General features: G+C 47.2%; 18 protein-coding genes and 1 other RNA gene. 11 read left to right on the top strand and 8 right to left on the bottom strand.

The genetic code is table 11. The features are described from left to right. Positions 1–30: 30 nt before the first annotated feature. Positions 31–3,240 carry an efflux RND transporter permease subunit gene (locus B2W60_RS04830; RefSeq protein ID WP_292362354.1) on the bottom strand — a complete coding sequence of 1,070 codons (3,210 nt, stop codon included), beginning with the start codon at positions 3,238–3,240 and terminating at the stop codon, positions 31–33. Further along, positions 3,237–4,412, bottom strand: coding sequence for an efflux RND transporter periplasmic adaptor subunit (locus B2W60_RS04835; RefSeq protein WP_292362353.1), 1,176 nt, complete (start codon positions 4,410–4,412; stop codon positions 3,237–3,239). Before B2W60_RS04835 ends, B2W60_RS04830 begins: the two co-directional genes overlap by 4 nt. Before the next feature lie 157 nt (positions 4,413–4,569). Here B2W60_RS04835 and B2W60_RS04840 point away from each other — a divergent pair, with 157 nt between their 5' ends. Continuing rightward, positions 4,570–5,058: a MarR family winged helix-turn-helix transcriptional regulator gene (locus tag B2W60_RS04840; protein WP_292362352.1), complete on the top strand. Its 489-nt coding sequence runs from the start codon at positions 4,570–4,572 to the stop codon at positions 5,056–5,058. Between the two features lie 26 nt (positions 5,059–5,084). Here the strand turns inward: B2W60_RS04840 and ssrS are convergent. The 3 genes from ssrS to B2W60_RS04855 form a co-directional block, all read right to left on the bottom strand. Further along, positions 5,085–5,269: non-coding RNA, 6S RNA (gene ssrS / locus B2W60_RS04845), on the bottom strand. A 40-nt stretch (positions 5,270–5,309) separates the two neighbouring features. Then, positions 5,310–5,615 (bottom strand): cell division protein ZapA, encoded by a 306-nt coding sequence (locus B2W60_RS04850; RefSeq protein ID WP_292362351.1) that lies wholly within the window; start codon positions 5,613–5,615, stop codon positions 5,310–5,312. Then, positions 5,612–5,821, bottom strand: coding sequence for a TIGR02449 family protein (locus tag B2W60_RS04855; RefSeq protein WP_292362350.1), 210 nt, complete (start codon positions 5,819–5,821; stop codon positions 5,612–5,614). Before B2W60_RS04855 ends, B2W60_RS04850 begins: the two co-directional genes overlap by 4 nt. 105 nt (positions 5,822–5,926) lie before the next feature. Between B2W60_RS04855 and B2W60_RS04860 the strand changes: the two genes are divergently transcribed. From B2W60_RS04860 to B2W60_RS04875, 4 genes are read left to right on the top strand one after another with little or no spacing between them, the layout of a single operon-like run. Continuing rightward, on the top strand, positions 5,927–6,475 hold the full coding sequence (locus B2W60_RS04860) for a UPF0149 family protein (protein WP_292362349.1): 549 nt from the start codon (positions 5,927–5,929) through the stop codon (positions 6,473–6,475). Next, positions 6,475–7,785: a Xaa-Pro aminopeptidase gene (gene pepP / locus B2W60_RS04865; protein WP_292362348.1), complete on the top strand. Its 1,311-nt coding sequence runs from the start codon at positions 6,475–6,477 to the stop codon at positions 7,783–7,785. The genes B2W60_RS04860 and pepP overlap by 1 nt, the downstream gene beginning before the upstream one ends. 4 nt (positions 7,786–7,789) lie before the next feature. Continuing rightward, positions 7,790–8,992 carry a 2-octaprenyl-6-methoxyphenyl hydroxylase gene (gene ubiH, locus B2W60_RS04870; protein WP_292362347.1) on the top strand — a complete coding sequence of 401 codons (1,203 nt, stop codon included), beginning with the start codon at positions 7,790–7,792 and terminating at the stop codon, positions 8,990–8,992. Next, complete coding sequence (locus tag B2W60_RS04875) at positions 8,989–10,161, top strand: UbiH/UbiF/VisC/COQ6 family ubiquinone biosynthesis hydroxylase (RefSeq protein WP_292362346.1); 1,173 nt, start codon at positions 8,989–8,991, stop codon at positions 10,159–10,161. The genes ubiH and B2W60_RS04875 overlap by 4 nt, the downstream gene beginning before the upstream one ends. Before the next feature lie 8 nt (positions 10,162–10,169). On the opposite strand, the gene B2W60_RS04880 is transcribed toward B2W60_RS04875, so the two are convergent. Genes B2W60_RS04880 through rhlB form a run of 3 tightly spaced genes read right to left on the bottom strand, consistent with a single transcriptional unit; the run spans position 10,170 to position 12,475 of the window. After that, positions 10,170–10,862 carry a hypothetical protein gene (locus B2W60_RS04880; RefSeq protein WP_292362345.1) on the bottom strand — a complete coding sequence of 231 codons (693 nt, stop codon included), beginning with the start codon at positions 10,860–10,862 and terminating at the stop codon, positions 10,170–10,172. Beyond that, positions 10,849–11,175: a hypothetical protein gene (locus tag B2W60_RS04885; RefSeq protein ID WP_292362344.1), complete on the bottom strand. Its 327-nt coding sequence runs from the start codon at positions 11,173–11,175 to the stop codon at positions 10,849–10,851. The genes B2W60_RS04880 and B2W60_RS04885 overlap by 14 nt, the downstream gene beginning before the upstream one ends. Continuing rightward, entirely contained in the window at positions 11,162–12,475 is a 1,314-nt protein-coding gene (gene rhlB / locus B2W60_RS04890; protein WP_292362343.1) for an ATP-dependent RNA helicase RhlB, read from the bottom strand. The genes B2W60_RS04885 and rhlB overlap by 14 nt, the downstream gene beginning before the upstream one ends. 100 nt (positions 12,476–12,575) lie before the next feature. Between rhlB and trxA the strand changes: the two genes are divergently transcribed. The 6 genes from trxA (at position 12,576) to B2W60_RS04920 (ending at position 17,950) form a co-directional block, all read left to right on the top strand. Further along, positions 12,576–12,902, top strand: a complete 327-nt coding sequence (trxA, locus tag B2W60_RS04895; protein ID WP_226075402.1) for a thioredoxin TrxA — start codon at positions 12,576–12,578, stop codon at positions 12,900–12,902. A gap of 126 nt (positions 12,903–13,028) precedes the next feature. Beyond that, the gene (uvrD, locus tag B2W60_RS04900; protein WP_292362342.1) at positions 13,029–15,191 is read left to right on the top strand and encodes a DNA helicase II; all 2,163 of its coding nucleotides are present in this window, start codon (positions 13,029–13,031) and stop codon (positions 15,189–15,191) included. A 15-nt stretch (positions 15,192–15,206) separates the two neighbouring features. Then, the gene (locus B2W60_RS04905) at positions 15,207–16,304 is read left to right on the top strand and encodes a TRAP transporter substrate-binding protein (protein WP_292362341.1); all 1,098 of its coding nucleotides are present in this window, start codon (positions 15,207–15,209) and stop codon (positions 16,302–16,304) included. Positions 16,305–16,306: 2 nt separating this feature from the next. Then, positions 16,307–16,558 (top strand): hypothetical protein, encoded by a 252-nt coding sequence (locus B2W60_RS04910; RefSeq protein WP_292362340.1) that lies wholly within the window; start codon positions 16,307–16,309, stop codon positions 16,556–16,558. After that, on the top strand, positions 16,545–17,078 hold the full coding sequence (locus tag B2W60_RS04915; RefSeq protein ID WP_292362339.1) for a DUF411 domain-containing protein: 534 nt from the start codon (positions 16,545–16,547) through the stop codon (positions 17,076–17,078). The genes B2W60_RS04910 and B2W60_RS04915 overlap by 14 nt, the downstream gene beginning before the upstream one ends. After that, positions 17,078–17,950, top strand: a complete 873-nt coding sequence (locus B2W60_RS04920; RefSeq protein ID WP_292362338.1) for an EamA family transporter — start codon at positions 17,078–17,080, stop codon at positions 17,948–17,950. Before B2W60_RS04915 ends, B2W60_RS04920 begins: the two co-directional genes overlap by 1 nt. The last annotated feature ends 2 nt before the right edge of the window (positions 17,951–17,952 follow it).

The raw sequence follows: 17,952 nt of genomic DNA on the forward strand, positions 1-17,952 counted from the left end.
CTGGTCGGACTCGGTTGAATACATGAAGTTTCAATGATCAACAACCAGCTTATCATCCTTGTCTGAAGGGTCAGTATCATTGCCTGTTTCTACTTTACGCCTATCTCTTAACGATGCCAGCCAGCGACAAAACACATAAAAGACCGGTGTAAATATCAGCCCGAAGAAAGTTACACCCAACATACCAAAAAACACTGCTGTACCGAGAGCCTGACGCATTTCTGCACCAGCACCGGAAGCCAGTACCAATGGTACCACGCCCAGAATAAAGGCAAACGAGGTCATCAGGATTGGACGCAAACGCGTTCTTGCGGCTTCAATTGCTGCATCCAGACGATTTAAACCGCGATCTTCAGCCTGCTTGGCAAACTCAACGATTAAGATAGCATTTTTTGATGCCAAACCAATCAGCACCACAAAGCCAATCTGAACCAGAATATTGTTATCCATACCGCGCAAACTGACCCCGAGAATCGCCGCCAGTAAACACATGGGCACAATCAGTACTACGGCTAATGGCAACAACCAGCTTTCATACAAGGCAGCCAACAACAGAAAGACAAACACTACTGCCAGTGAAAAGCTGAGAAATGCCGTATCACCTGCCAGTTTTTCCTGTAAGGCCAGCTCAGTCCATTCAAAACTGATTCCTTCGGGTAACGTATCACTCAATAATTGTTCAACAATGGCCAGTGATTCACCACTGGAATAACCCGGAGCGGTATTTCCCTGCACTTCAATCGCCGGATACAGATTGTAATGTGGCAACCGGATTGGTCCCGTAATGTTTTCAAACGTCGCGATAGTTCCAATTGGCACCATCGCGCCATTATTGGAACGGGTACGTAGTTTTCCGATATCCTCAATCTCATCACGATAAGGACCATCCGCCTGTGCTACCACACGATACGTCCGATTCAGGAAGTTAAAATCATTAACATATCGAGAGCCAAGATAGATCTCCAGCGTATCGATCACATTACCGACCGGTACGTTGAGCATTTCTGCACGGGTGCGATCAATATCGGCATAAATTCTGGGGGTGCCAGAATTAAAAAAGGTAAACACGGCCGATAACCCATCCGTTTGATTGGCTGCGCCGATCACTTCATTGGTGACGGCCTGTAACCTTTCAAGACCAAGCCCACCACGATCCTGAACATAAAGTTTCCAGCCACCGGAGTTACCCATACCTCGAACTGGTGGTGGTCTGATAGCAAAAGCCATTGCCGCATCCACCTGTGATAAGGCTTGCTGTGAACCTGCCACAATATCGTCAATACTAATACCGGCAGCGATCCTGTCTTCAAATGAATCAAGCGGTGTAAAGATAACTGCTGAGTTCGAGGCATTAGTGAAGGTTGGGCCATCCAGGCCAACAAACAGCACAGCATGTGCCACACCCGGAACATCTCTTAAACGCGCAGAGGCTTCACGTGCCGCCGCATCTGTTCTTTCCAGCGTTGCCCCGGGGGGTAACTGTAATACGTTGATTAAATAGCCTTGATCCTGCTCAGGAATAAAGCCTGTTGGGACTTTATTAAACTGATACCCCGTGAACATAATCAGGCCGACATAAATCAATAGCATGATCGACAGCATTCGTAACAACTTGCGTGTCATCACCGAATAGCGATCGCCCATCCATTCAAACGCACGGTTGAAGCCATTACCAAAAGCGCGAAATGGATAACTTATTTTGCCCCAGACTCCGCTGGGCTGGTGACCATCGACGTGCGGTTTTAATAACAGTGCTGACAAGGCCGGTGACAGGGTTAATGAAACGATCAGCGAAATAATCGTTGCGGTAGCAATGGTCAAGGCGAATTGCTGATAGAACGCTCCGGAAATACCGGTAATAAACGCTGTTGGAATAAATACGGCCGTTAGTACGATCGCTATGGCAACCAATGCACCGCCAACCTCATCCATGGTTTTATGCGCCGCTTCACGTGGACTAAAACCATTACGGATGTATCGTTCAACGTTTTCAACAACCACGATGGCATCATCCACCACAATACCAATAGCCAATACCAGACCGAATAACGACAGGTTATTCAGTGAAACGCCCAACATCGACATGACTGCAAAGGTACCAATCAACGAAACCGGTATGGCTAGAATCGGGATAATCGAAGCACGCCAGCTTTGCAGGAACAACATTACTACCAGAATAACCAGAACAATGGCTTCCAGGATGGTGTGATAAATTTTCTCTATCGATTTGGCGATAAATTCGGTTGGGTCATAAATAATCTGATATTCAACGCCATAAGGCATGCTCTGGGCGATATCTTTCATTTCTGCCCGTAATGCCTGGGCGGTTTCCAATGCATTGGAACCGGGACGCTGAAAGATAACGACCGGTAATGCCAGGTTGTCATCCAAATAACCGATGTTGTTATAGTCCTGCGCTGCCAGCTCTACTCTGGCTAAATCACGTAACCTTACGGTTCGGCCATCCGTACCACGTTTGACAATGATATTGCTGAACTCATCCTCTTCCAGCAGACGCCCTTGAGTTTCCACACTCAATTCAAAACCGCCTTTGGTTTCAATCGGTTCTCTATTGATAGTACCAGCCGCTATCTGGGTATTATTCTCACGTAATGCTGCGACAACTTCACTAGCTGTCATACCAAATGCCTGAGCCCGTTCCGGATCAATCCAGATCCGCATGGCATAAGCCCGCTCAGCAACAATACGTGCCTCACCTACGCCATCAATTCGTGCCAGACGATCAACTACCTGGGTTCTGGCATAGTTTGAAACATAGAGGTTATCGCGACTGCCATCGGAAGACAGGATATGGATAACCATCATCAGGTCGGGCGAGTTTTTACGTATATCGATACCTTGCCGGGTGACCTCTTCTGGCAGCAACGGCTCAGCAATGGCAATACGGTTTTGCACCAGAACCTGTGCCGTATCCAAATCAGTACCCGGCTTAAAGGTGATATTTAACGATGTACGCCCATCTGCAGTATTTTCAGATTTCATGTAGAGCATGTTCTCTACACCATTTATCTGCTGTTCCAACACTGTCGCTACCGTATTACCAGCGGTCTCGGCTGTCGCACCGGGATAGGTGGCGGTGACAGAAATACTTGGTGGCGCAATTTCAGGATACTGTGCAACAGGCAGATTGCTATAGGCAATCGTACCAACCAGTACAATCAGAACCGAAATTACGGTTGCAAAAATGGGTCTTTCAACAAAGAAATGTGTGAATTTCATGAGTCTTGCCCATTGTTTTGTGCCAGCTCATCAGCCTGATAGGGAACCGCATTGACTTCTGTTCCCGGACGAGCTCGCAATAAACCTTCAACGATAATTCGATCTGATTGACTCAAACCGGAGCGTATCACCCGCATATCACCCTGCAATGTGCCAAGTTCAACCGGTTTGGGTACAACCTTGCCTTCATCATTTACTATCATCACCACCTTGGCCGCCTGATCGGTGACAATGGCTTTATCCGGAATCAGCATGGCTTCATCATTCTGACTGGTCGGAAGCCGCAATCTGGCAAACAGGCCGGGTCGTAAAACACCATCAGCATTATCCACCACCACGCGCATTCTCAGCGTACCGGTATTTTCATCAAGTCGGTTATCAACAAAGTCGATACGTCCTTCGCGTGTCCATTCTTTTTCATCAATTAATTTGAGCTGAGTGGGCATGGTTCTGCCATTGGCAAGTTGCTCCTGTCCTTCAGGCAATCGTATCAATTCCAGATACTCTGTTTCGGAAACATCAAATACAAAATGTAACGGGTCTAGAGAAACTATGGTGGTCAGTGCCTGACCGGCATCACCACTACCAACCAGATTACCAACGTCAACTCGTCGATTTGAAATCCGTCCACTGACCGGGGCTGTAATTTTCGCGTATTGCAGATCCAGCTTGGCTGTTTTCAACGCTGCCGCAGCTGACGCGACATTAGCATTAGCTTCCTGAAAACGGGCGCGACGCGTATCCACTTCTTCCTGAGAAATCGCACTCTGGGTTAATAAACGCTCACCACGTTTGGTATCCAAATCGGCCAGTTTCAATTGACTATCCATTCTGGCCAGTTCGGCTTCCGCTCTGGCCACTGCAGCTTCATAGGGGCGTGGGTCAATTTCAAAGAGTAAATCGCCCTTTTCAACCATCTGGCCATCCTGGAAATGAACTTTATCCAGATATCCCGTTACCCTGGCACGCAATTCAACCATTTCAACGGCTTCAAAACGACCGGTAAATTCTTTCCACTCCGTCAATGCACGGATTTCCGGTTGTATTACCTGAACTCTGGGCAGGTTTTGTTCAGCACTGGCGGTCTGACCCAAAATACTTAACGAGAAAAAAAAGATAATTGCAAAAACCGGCAGAAATGCGGGGTTGGCGGCAAATGAAATAGCACGCATGACAGATCCTTTGTTAATCGCCAATAAAAGCGAGTGGAATAGACTATAATTCTTTCTAGAAAGGTTTCTGGAAAGATTAATGCAAGATTGTTTTAGGTGCAAGTTAATTTTTTTGTCATAATTCTGACACATTGGAGGATATAACTTGGCAGAGCGGATGAAAAATATTGAAGAAATTCTCGACCAGATGCGGTGCTGCTGGCAGGGAGATCTTGCAGCAGCTGAAACAGTAAAGCGGCTGTTTCGTGCACGGGAATTGTTTTTCTCTGATGCAAAAATTGTCATGGAACAATTTGATCTTAGTGTAGGCGAATTTGATGCACTGGCTTCTCTGCGTCTGCAAGGGGAACCCTACGAGCAAACTCCATCCAACATCTGTCAGGCGAATCTGGTAAGTTCAGGTGGATTAACCAAGGTGTTGAATAACCTTGAAAAAAACGGGCTAATCAGTCGTCGTCAATGTGCAGACGATCAGCGTAGTCGTCTGGTCAAACTGACGGATAACGGAAAAAAATTAATCAATGATGCTTTAGAGATAGTGCTGGCAAGACATGAAAAACAACTTAGCAATGCCTTAAACAAAGAAGAGCGGGAGACGCTCAATATGCTGTTGATGAAATTAAATCAGTCTGGTCTTCGCCACTAAGAAAAGTATTGTTTTCAATTAAAAAGAAAGGCCCCACAGTGGCGTTACGAACGGGGTTCTTGAACCTGTTGGTTCAAGTGGGAAACCGCAAGGGGATGGCAAACTTCCCGTCGGAGCGGGCTTGTTTTTCAACCCCGTAAATTTGGTTTCCTAAAGCATTTGCTTATCGGCTCAAGACAACACATGTCGCTATCGCTCACCGCAGGGTTAACTAAATGATACGCAACTTTACTTGCCAAGTCGCCAGAATTTTATAATTCCAACTGTCTATCTTCATTAATAAATGCACTAACCCGCTCTTTAAGCTGAGAAATTTTTTCGTTCACTTTCTCCAGGTCGTGGCTTTCATCCTGCTGCAATATGAGCAACTCGTGCGCAATATTTAACGCGGCCATGACCGCAATACGGTCCACACCCACGACTTTGCCACTGTTACGGATCTTTTCCATATTCTGATGCACCATGCGTGCAGATGCCATTAGCGCATCTTGCTGCTCTTCAGGGCAAGCAACCTGATATTCCTTACCGAGAATCGTGACGTGAACAGGTACATTCATAGTTCTTCATCCAGCTGTTTCAGACGGTTGACCATATTCTCGATACGGTTACGAGCAACTTCAGTTTTTTCAACTAATTGCGCGCGCTCGCTTAACCAGGCTGCCTGCTGAGAACGAAGTAACATATTCTCTTCACGCAAGCGTCTGCTGGCCCTTAGCAACTCATCCAGCTGCTGTTCCAATTGTTGAATCGGGTTTTTATCCATTAATATGCGTCTTGGCTATGCGAGAATAATGCCTAACTATAGACGTGCGCCGTTGACTCGGTCAACAACTGCATGATGTGTTTTTTAATTTCAGGTTGTATCTCTATGTCTCAATTATATTTTCCATCCCTGTCACCGGAAAACGTGACCGCCGACGGACCTGCCAGCACAGCCGAACTGCAAGGCGCGTTATGTGGTTTGTTATGCATGGATGCTCAGGCCAATCGCAATACCTGGTATAGCGACTTGTTTGAAGACTACCAGCCCGGTGAAGAGGAAAAACAGAACCTGCTGGGCCTGTTTGATGAAACCATTCAGTCACTCAACAGCCTGGACTTTGATTTCCAGCTGGAACTGCCCGATGATGATGCGCCAATAGGCTCCCGTCTTGCAGCGCTAAGCGATTGGTGTCAGGGTCTGGTATTTGGTCTGGGTGTTTCCGGCCTGACCAATGAAACTGAATTAGCCGCAGATTGTCAGGAATATCTGACCGATGTGTTACAGATCAGTCAAATCGACGATATTGAACTGCAAACCAGCGACGACGATGACAATAACTATGAAGAATTAGTGGAATATCTTCGAATGGGTCTGTTTTTACTTTATGGCGAATTGCATCCCGTCGCCCCTGAAGACATAAAAATTGAGCATTGATGACTAAAAAAGAATTCGCCAAACGCCGTCAAAAACTGATGGATATCATGGGACCGGACAGCATTGCTGTATTACCAAACTCTCTGGTCCATCCGCGCAACCGCGATGTCGACTTTCCATTTCGCAGTGATAGTAATTTTCACTATCTGAGTGGTTTTGATGAACCCGAATCAGTACTCGTGCTGATTCCTGGCCGCGAACATGGTGAATTTATTATTTTCTGTCGGGAACGCGATCTGGATAAGGAAATCTGGGATGGTTACCGCGCAGGTCAGGAAGGTGCCATCGGCATGTATGACGCAGATGACTCCTACCCCATTGCCGATCTGGATGATATTTTGCCGGGATTGATGGAAGACAAGGAAAAAGTCTATTACACCATGGGAAATCAACCCGCGTTTGATCAGCACATGGTCGGCTGGCTCAATCATCTGCGTCAGGCTTCCCGCTCGGGTAAACATTCGCCCACTGAGATCATTGAACTTGAACATTGCCTTAATGAATTGCGGCTATTTAAGAGCAGCCAGGAAATCAAAAACATGCGTTTTGCTGCTGAAGCCTCAGTCAAAGCGCATATCCGAGCAATGCAGTTTACCCAGCCGGGTAAATTTGAATATGAAGTCGAAGCCGAACTGATTCATGAATTTATGAAACATGGCTGCCGCAGCCCGGCCTATCCATCAATAGTCGGGGGTGGCGAAAATGGCTGTATCCTGCATTATATTGAAAACGACAGTAAACTGAAAAACAATGATTTGCTATTGATTGATGCTGGCGCCGAATATCAATGTTACGCGGCAGATATCACCCGAACATTTCCAGTGAATGGCAAATTTACGCCAGCTCAGCGAGCGTTGTATCAGATTGTGCTGGATGCCCAATATGCCGCCATTGAGGCGGTCAAACCAGGAAATCACTGGAATCAGCCGCATGAAGCAGCTGTTCTGGTACTTACTGAAGGTCTGGTCAGACTGGGTTTGTTGCAGGGTAATGTCGATCAGTTAATTGAAGATCAGGCCTATCGTGAATTTTATATGCACCGCACCGGACACTGGCTGGGCATGGATGTCCATGATGTTGGTGATTACAAAGTCGGTGGTGAATGGCGGTTACTGGAACCCGGTATGGTGTTGACGGTAGAACCCGGTTTATACATCCGCGATCCGGAGCATATTGATAAAAAATGGCATTTCACCGGTATTCGAATCGAAGATGATGTCCTGGTCACCAAAGATGGACATGAGGTATTAACGGCTGGCGCGCCCAAAGAAATTGATGCGATTGAAACCTTGATGGCGGGAAACCTATAAGACTGTGGAAACCGATTTTGACCTGTTGATTGTCGGGGCCGGAATGGTGGGGGCAAGTCTGGCTCTCGCACTCAAAAACACTGGCTTACGCATTGCCATCGTTGAAGCACAGGATCTGCTTGCTGATCATCAACCGGGGTTTGATGACCGTGGCATTGCGCTGTCGCATGGTTCACAGCGGATTTTTGAAACCATGCAACTGTGGCCACAGCTCGCTCATCAGGCCACCGCGATTAAAGGCATTCATATTTCCGATCGGGGTCATTTTGGTGTTACCCGCCTTAACGCCGAAACAGAAAGTGTGCCAGCTCTGGGTCAGGTAATGACCGCAAAACATCTCGGTATTCAGTTAAATCAGGCCCTGCATTCTCACCCGACATTGGCTATTCTCACACCGCTGCAAGTCCAGACACTTGAGCAACATAATAAAGCTGTGGCTGTGAGATTGTCTGATGGTCAGCATCTCACCTGCAAATTACTGGTCGGCGCCGATGGTCAATTTTCCACTATCCGTCAGTTATTAGGTTTATCAAGCTGGCAACGCGAATACCAGCAAACAGCCATTACCACGAATGTTATTCCGGAACGCGCCCATCAGAACTGGGCTTATGAACGCTTTACCGAAAATGGACCCTTAGCGTTATTGCCGATGTCTGAAGGCCGCTGCAGTTTAGTGTGGACCGTTCAATCCGGTGAAGAAAAAGCCTTACTGGAATGCGATGAACAACAGTTTACTGAACAATTACAACAAGCTTTCGGCTATCGCCTTGGCTATTTCCAAAAAGTTGGCCAGCGCAGCAGTTATTCCCTGGGCTTAATGCAAACCCATCAACCTGTTCAGCAACGGGTTGTATTGATTGGCAATGCCGCCCATAGCCTGCACCCGATTGCCGGACAGGGCTTTAACCTTGGCTTACGTGATGCAGCGGTTCTGGCAGAGCTGATAGCACTGCATCCCGAAGACTGTGGTCACCTCCAGGTGTTACATGATTATGCTGACTGGCAGCAGCAGGATCAGGATAAAGTAATCAGAGCAACCGATTTCCTGGTGAAGACCTTCAGCAATAACGCCTTTTTACTGGGTCATGGTCGTTCTTTAAGCCTGGCCTTGCTCAACGGTTTACCTTCCGTTAAAAGTCGTCTGGCTAAAACCAGTATGGGTCTGAGCGGTAAACAAAGCAAACTGAGCCGAGGCCTGCCATTATGAAACATGATTATGATGTGATTATTGTCGGCGGTGGCATGGTCGGCACCACTTTTGCTCTGTTACTGGCCCAACAGACTCAGTTACAGATTGCTTTGATTGAAGCCCATCAACCAGAAAAACTCGCTCTTGAAGATGCACCATTGCAACGTGTCAGTGCGATTAATCCTGCCAGTCAACAGATCCTTTCTGCAGTCAATATCTGGCAATCCCTCTTCCCTTCCCGACTCGGCCCATTTGACAAGATGCAAGTCTGGGAAACAGCGGATAGTAATCTGTACTTTAATGCGGCTGAGATTGGTACTGCCTATCTGGGTCATATTGTTGAAAACCGGCATATTCAGCAACAGGCTATTGCCGAAATCCGCAAACATCCGCAAATTACGTTTATCTGTCCTGCTCAGCCAGAACAGTATCAGGCCGGTCAGATCAGACTGGAAAATGGCAAAAAATTAACTGCCGAATTAATTGTGGCTGCTGATGGTGCGCGTTCCATGTTACGTGAACAAACCGGTATTCAAAGCCGTGGCTGGGCCTATCAGCAACATGGACTGGTTGCAACCATCCGTACGGAAAACCCCCATCAAAAAACCGCCTGGCAACGTTTTTTGCCGGGCGGTCCATTAGCATTTTTACCGTTACATGATGGGTATTTGTGCTCGATTGTCTGGTCTTTACCGACTGAAGCTGCCAAACAGATGAAAGCTTTGGATAAATCCGATTTTGAATTACAGCTGGCTGAAGCTTTTGAATATCGCCTGGGCAACGTTGAACTGGTATCAGAACGCGCCAGCTTTCCGCTGGCACTGGCACATGCCAAAGAATACGTTAAACCCGGTTTTGCCTTATTGGGTGATGCAGCTCACACCATCCATCCACTGGCAGGGCAAGGGGTGAATATCGGTTTACAGGATGCCAAAGCACTGGCTGACGTTATTGTCTGGGCTGAAGCAAACCAACGACAGATTGGCAGCCTGCATACACTGAAAAAATATCAACGACGCAGACTGGCAGAAAACCTGCTGATGCAGTTCAGTATGGATGGTTTTCACCGTCTGTTTACCCAATCAGCTTCCCCAATCAGCTGGTTAAGAACAACCGGTATGCAACAGGTGAATAAATCACAATGGCTGAAAAACTGCTTTATGCTTCAAGCGATTGGCACTAAATAAACTCGTGGTTAAATGGGCAGGAACATCATCGATGCTGCCTGTACCACTACGGTTTTCACCAAACGGCCATTTTTTTGCGCGATGATCGCCGCCAGATTATCCTGCGTTGCAATCATGCCGCCGATAATGCGCTGAAAGCTTAAATTACGTGATTCTTCCTGCAGACTGTCACTTAACAATAAACGTTTACCATTTTCATCACGTTTTTCCGCCAGCATCCAGGCAGCAATTTCAATGTTACGGGCACTGTTGTAAAGCTTTTGCTGATCGACAGAGGACAGATAGTAAAATTCGGACTGATTGTTATACGACGCCATTAACATCCGTCGCATACCCACAGTAAATGCCAGTACCCTGTCGCCATCGTAATCTTCGGTCAATGCCAGACGAATGATCTCGGTCGGTTCAAAACCATCCCATTTGTCAAAACCGACATTCGCCGGATAGATGAATAATCTGGCTACACTGTCTTCCAATGTACGCAAATGACGATCATGACGCTGATTGGGATTACGCTGATACAGTTTGATGGTCAACGTTTTAAGATCCTGCATCAGCCGCTGCTGGTGCAGTTCAATGACATCGTCAATATTACTTTTGGCGAAGCTGGAAATATTCGGTGATCCTGCAGTCGAATCCGTCGCACAGCCTGGTAAAACAAAAAAAACACCGCATATCAGCAAAAGCTTATGCCATCGCATCAAATAATCTCTCCTGAGGTTGAACGTCCTTTAAGCCTTCTACCTGGAGATAGGCTTGAACTTGAGCTGGCAGTCTGGCTTGAGTGTCGTCACGCTCAGTTTCACGATTGGTCAGGCTGAAGTTACGTATGAACCTGGCCTGTTGACTATCATTATTATCATTTACGCCAATAACCGGACGACTGATAACCGGTTGGCGGTTTACATTATTGAATTCTGATTGTTTATCAAACACCACCGGGAGTCGAACAGATAACTCCTCCGGAGGCTTTACTGGGGTAAAAAGTACCGGTAGATTGCTATTGATTTGCATCCGAAGTTACCGGTTTTTTGGGGCCCTTGGAATGTTTATTACGCTGAGAGCGATTATCTTTGCTGTTGCCGCGAGCCTTATTCTGGTGGCGGGGAGCCGGATGACGTTCAGCTCTTATTCTCGGCTTGGGCGTCTCCAGCTGTTCATCTGAACTTTGTGCTACCGGCAGCTTGTGTTTGATGTACTGCTCGATATCCGGTAATGAAAATGCGTATTCTTCACAGGCCAGACTAATGGCAATCCCGCTGGCACCTGCCCGTGCAGTACGTCCCGTACGATGCACATAATCTTCCGCATCCTGTGGCAAATCAAAGTTGAATACGTGACTGACCTCTGGGATATGCAAACCACGCGCCGCCACATCAGTGGCAACCAGGTACGGAAACTCACCATCCTGAAAATGCTTCAATAAACTTTCCCGTTTTTTCTGCGGGACATCGCCGGATAATAACGCCGCTTTATAACCATTGCCTTCCAGATATCCCCATACCCGTTCAGCCACATGTTTGGTATTCACAAACACGATACTGCGCAGCGGCTGGATACGTTTAATCAATGCCAGCAATAATGGGATTTTCTCCTCGTTAGACGGGTAATAGACCCACTCTTCGATTCGATCACCCATCATTTTTTCCGGCTCGACCTGCACTTTTTCCGGGTTGTTCATATGCTCGTAAGCCAGCTCAGATACTTTGTAACTCAATGTCGCGGAGAACAACATACCCAAGCGTTTTCCAGGTTCCGGCAAGCGACGCAGAAAAAACCGTACATCCTTGATAAAGCCCAGATCAAACATTCTGTCGGCTTCATCCAATACCACCACTTCAATTTTATTAAGGTTAAACACCCGTTGCTTATGAAAATCCATCAGCCGTCCCGGCGTGCCGATTAACACATCGCAACCGTCCGTGATGGCATCACGCTGACGTTGATAATCTTTACCGCCATGCGCGATCACAATGCGCAATCCGGCATGACTATTTAACAATTCGGCATCTTTAACAATCTGAATTGCCAATTCTCGAGTGGGTGCCAGAATCAATGCGCGAGGTTGTTTTGAAGATGAATTTTGCGCATCCTGAGTATTTAACAGGCGCTGAAATGTCGCTAATAAAAAGGCGATGGTTTTACCGGTACCGGTTTGGGCCTGACCCGCGACATCGTGGTTTGCCAGCAATAGAGGTAAAGATTTAGCCTGTATCGGCGTGCAGAATTCAAAGCCCGCTTGTTGCAGGCCTTTCTGCAGGAGCGGATGAAGTGGCAGCGATGAAAATGCCGTGTCGGTGAGGTGAGCACTCATATAAATACTTGCATTACCTTTACTGATAAGAAAAAATGTTACTCAATGTTGGCTTGCGAGTATAGCGGTCCAATACTTTAGATACCACTGGAGATAAAACATGAGCGAAAACGTCACTAGTGTGACCGATGGCGACTTTGACAGCCTGGTTCTACAGTCTGATATGCCTGTATTGGTTGATTACTGGGCGGAATGGTGCGGTCCCTGCAAAATGATTGCACCCGTGCTGGAAGAAATCGGCGCTGAATACGCAGGCAAATTAAAAGTCTGCAAACTCAACATCGACGAAAATCCAGATACCCCACCGCGCTACGGTATTCGTGGCATTCCTACTCTGATGCTGTTTAAAGACGGCGAAGTGGAAGCGACTAAAGTCGGCGCTTTGACCAAATCACAATTGGCTGCGTTTCTCGACAGCAACATCTAATATTCTTGCTGCACTATCCCCACCACGCGTGGGGATAGTTGTATCTGAGATGCCTCAAAGACAAAGCCGCACGCTCCTCCTGGCAAATACTGCTGTGGGCCACCACTCCGAACTGTTACGAAACTGATGGATGTATCTGAACTACTTGACGATCTGAACAAACCACAACGTGAAGCTGTTGCCGCACCGCTGGGGCATACTCGTATTCTCGCCGGGGCCGGGAGCGGAAAAACACGGGTTCTGGTACATCGGATTGCCTGGCTGATTCAGGCGGAAGCTTTATCACCTGCCAATATTCTCGCCGTCACCTTTACCAATAAAGCGGCGGCTGAAATGCGTGGCCGGATTGAACAGATGCTCGGTTACCCGATTGGTGGTATGTGGGTAGGCACCTTCCATGGTTTGGCGCATCGGCTGCTGCGCTCACATTGGCAGGAAGCCGGTTTACCCCAAGGTTTCCAGATTCTTGACAGTGATGATCAGCTCAGAATGATCAAACGCATTATCCGCAGCATGTCGCTGGATGAAGCACAGTGGCCACCCAAACAAGCGCAGTGGTATATCAACGGCCAGAAAGACGAAGGCCTGCGCGCTGCGCATCTGCAGGCTGGAGAAGATCCTTATTCACAAAACATGCTGGCCATTTATCTGGCATATGAACAAGCCTGTGAACGTGCCGGTGTGGTGGATTTTGGCGAATTATTGTTGCGCAGTCATGAATTGTGGCTGAAACGTCCGGATATTCTGGCGCACTATCAACAACGGTTTTCACAGATCCTGGTCGATGAGTTTCAGGATACCAACACTATCCAGTATGCCTGGATCAGAGTATTGGCCGGTCAGACCGGACATCTGTTTATTGTCGGCGATGATGACCAGTCCATTTACGGCTGGCGCGGCGCGAAAATTGAAAACATCCAGAAATTTCATAAAGATTATCCTGATGCGAGCACTGTGAGGTTGGAACAGAATTACCGTTCTACCGGTAATATTCTTGCCGCTGCCAATGCGGTTATCGCCAATAACAGTGAACGCCTTGGCAAAGAATTGTGGACCGAAGATGCTGATGGCGAGCCGATACAACTCTATAACGCCTATAACGAACGCGATGAAGCCGCCTATCTGGTGCAGGAAGTTCGCAACTGGATGAATCAGGGGGGGCAACGCAGTGATGTTGCCGTGTTATATCGATCCAATGCCCAATCACGGGTCATTGAAGAAGCGCTGATGCAATCTGCCGTGCCCTATCGGGTTTATGGCGGCCTGCGTTTTTTTGAACGCGCTGAAATTAAAGATGTGCTTGCCTATTTAAGACTCATTAGTAATCGTCGTGATGATGCGTCATTTGAACGGGTAGTGAACACGCCTACCAGAGGTATTGGGGCTGCAACATTAACCCAGTTGCGCCAATATGCCCGTGAAACCAACCAGACCATGTGGCAGTCTGCCGTGGATTTTCTGCAGCAAAAAATCTTACCTGCACGCGCTGCCAATGCTTTGTCGGCTTTTCTGACCTTGATTGATTCATTAACACCAGAAGACAACACGATGTCGTTACATGAGCTCACGGCATTGGTCATTGATGAGAGTGGACTCCGCACGCACTTCGCCAAGGATAAAACTGAAAAAGGTCAGGGCCGTATTGAGAATATGGATGAGCTGATTAACGCCACCCGTGAGTTTATGCGTGCTGACGATGAAGAGGAAATGCCGCTACTGGATGCTTTTCTTGCGCATGCTGCATTGGAAGCCGGTGAAAATCAGGGCGATCAATGGCAGGATTGTGTTCAGTTAATGACTTTGCATTCAGCGAAAGGCCTGGAGTTTCCAATTGTGTTTATGGTCGGTATGGAAGAAGGCTTATTTCCGGGCCAGAAATCCTCTGACGATCCGCTCAGACTCGCTGAAGAACGCCGTCTCTGTTATGTCGGCATGACCCGGGCGCGTAAAACACTGTACCTGCTTTATACTGAATCACGTTACTTATACGGCCAGGAAATGCATCCCCGCCCTTCACGTTTTCTGAGTGAACTCCCCATCGAGCGAGTGCATAAGGTTCGTTCACAGCAAAATATGGCTGCCGCCGGGCTGACAGCACTTGCCAGTCGAACACAATCAGCTGATGATACGGGTTTCAGAACCGGGCAACAGGTGATGCATCAGAAATTCGGTCAAGGCGTCATTATTGACACCGAGGGTAATGGCAGTCACGCTCGGGTTCATGTGAATTTCAAACAAGCGGGCAGTAAATGGCTGGTCCTGGCCTATGCCAAGCTTGAAACCTTGTAATTCAGGAAAACGATAATGCATTTATCCGTATTTATACGACGCTTGGCACTTTTGGTCAGCATCGCTTTACTGTCAGCTTGTGGAGTAGATGACAGTAGTCCTTTCTCCGAAGAAATTGATACCAGCAAAGTCTATCGCTGGAAAATGGTCACCGCCTGGCCGCCGGGTTTTCCCGTTTTGCAGGAAGGTGCAGAACGTTTTGCCGCCAATCTGGAAGCCATGTCCAACGGACGACTCAAGGTTAAGGTATTTGCCGGCGGTGAATTGATCCCGGCTTTACAGACCTTTGACGCCGTTTCACAAGGCACAGTGGAAATGGGCCATGGCAGCGCCTACTACTGGGCGGGGAAAGTCCCTGAAGCTCAGTTTTTCTCAACTGTACCTTTCGGTATGACGCCGCGAGGCATGAATGCCTGGTTATATCATGGTGGTGGCCTGGATTTGTGGCGTGAAGTTTACCAACCCTACAATGTCATACCTTTCCCGCTGGGGAATACCGGTATTCAAATGGGCGGCTGGTTTAATAAAGAAATAAATTCGATGGCCGATTTGCAGGGGCTGAAAATGCGAATCCCCGGCCTGGGCGGCAAAGTATTTGCCAAGGCTGGTGGTAATCCTATCCTGCTGGCAGGCAGTGAAGTTTATACCGCACTGGAACGCAATACTATTGATGCCACCGAATGGATTGCTCCGTATCATGATCAACGTCTGGGCCTGCATCGTGCTGCGAAAAATTATTACTATCCCGGCTGGCAGGAACCTGGCGCCGTGCTGGAACTCAGCATAAATAAACGTGCCTGGAATTTATTGCCACCTGATTTGCAAGCTATTATTGAAAACGCAGCTAAAGCAGAAAATCTGCTCATGGCATCGGAAATGGAACAGAAAAATGTGGTAGCGCTGGCAGAATTACGTCAGCGTGATGATATCAACATTGTCCCTTTCCCTGCAGAAGTACTTAATACCCTTAAACAAATTACTGAGCAGACGTTGGCTGACGAAGCGGCCCAGAACCCCAAGTTCAAACGCGTCCATGAAGCTTATAAAGACTTCCGTGAACAGGACGAAGATTGGGCGACCATTTCTGAAAAAGCCTATCTGGATATCCCGTAATCATGGTACTTATTATTTTCACTCGTGAAGGACTGGAAGCGTTTCAAGCCGAAATCATTGATGATATTTCAGCTATCTGGCATAACCCGCAACTGCTGACAGAGGCTGAATGCGAGCTGTTTCAAAACCGTGGCATCAATTGTCTGGAATTACCGCAGATAATTGATGTTGAAAACAACAAGTCAACCTTGTGGGCCTTGGAATACGTCGAAAAAAACAGCCCCGATCAGGAGATAATGATTGAGTGCCTTTAATAAGACTATCAACTTCGGTCTGGCTTTACTGCTGAATCTGGCTTTCGCATCCACGCTCTTTGCCAGCGAATGGGATCATGCACGTCTGCAACTGGAACAACCACAAACCATTACCGTTTATCGTGACGCCAACTGCCAGTGTTGCCATAAATGGATTGAACATCTTGAAATACATCAGTTTGAGGTGATCGACATCATCAGCAATGATATGTCCAAAATTAAAGAAAAACTGGGCGTATCCAATATGATGGCGTCCTGCCATACCGCAGTTGTCAATGATTATGTAATTGAAGGTCATGTGCCGGCAGATGATATAAAACAACTATTACTCGATAAACCGGCTCACATCAAAGGTTTGTCAGTACCGCAGATGCCGGTGGGCACACCGGGGATGGAAATGGGATTGCGTAAAGATCATTTTATTGTGTTCAGCTTCGATGATGATACGCAGTACCAATTGTTTAATGCCTATCAAACCAACGCTGAAAATAACTATCTGCCATTAAACCACGCTGAGTAATGGAATTACTGATCGTCCTTGGGCGGGTTTTTTCTTCCGCTGCAGCTAACGTTTTTCAGAAACAATTCACTCATAAAGGTTTGCATTCACTGTTTATCGTGATGCTTTCCTATGTCGTTTTAGCATCCATCAGCCTGCCGTTATTAATACTGGTTGAACATAACGCTATTGAAGACGGCTTCTGGCTCAATATTCTGCTGGCAGCGTTGCTGGATATGGCCGGTACGCTGTTTCTGGTGCTGTCTTTATCCAAAACTGATCTGTCTGTTTTCGGGCCTCTTAATGCTTATAAAGTCGTTTTTTCGATGATACTGGCGCTGATATTTCTGGACGAAGTACCTAACCTTCAGGGTTTCACCGGTGTTATCATCATCTTACTCGGCAGCTTTTTATTATTTCCCCCGGTTGCCAGTACCTCATCAAATCGTCTGTGGCATTTGTTCAGACAGCGCGGTGTGCAATACCGGTTTTTATCCATATTGTTATTTTCAATTGGTACTTTACCGCTAAAAAATGCCGTGCTCAGTGGCGGAGCCTTAGCAACTACCTTGTATTGGTGTTTGTTTGGTTTACCGCTCTCAGTGGGCTTGTATTACCGGTTTGGTGGTAAGCGCTGGCAAAAAGACTGGCAAACCGCCAACCAACATCGGCATCATTTTCTCTGGCTCGGCAGTTTTATCTTTTTAATGCAATACACCACCATGCTGGTATTTTCACAATTACTGGTGGCGTATTCACTGGCATTATTCCAACTCAGCATGGTGTTACAGGTCTTTCTCGGCTATCGGATTTTTCATGAGAAACATATACTTCGAAGATTATCTGCCTGTGGAGTGATGATTGCGGGCTGTTTGCTTGTGTTAACCACTTAACT

The organism is Methylophaga sp. UBA2496, assembly GCF_002341635.1.
Classification (GTDB): Bacteria; Pseudomonadota; Gammaproteobacteria; order Nitrosococcales; family Methylophagaceae; genus Methylophaga.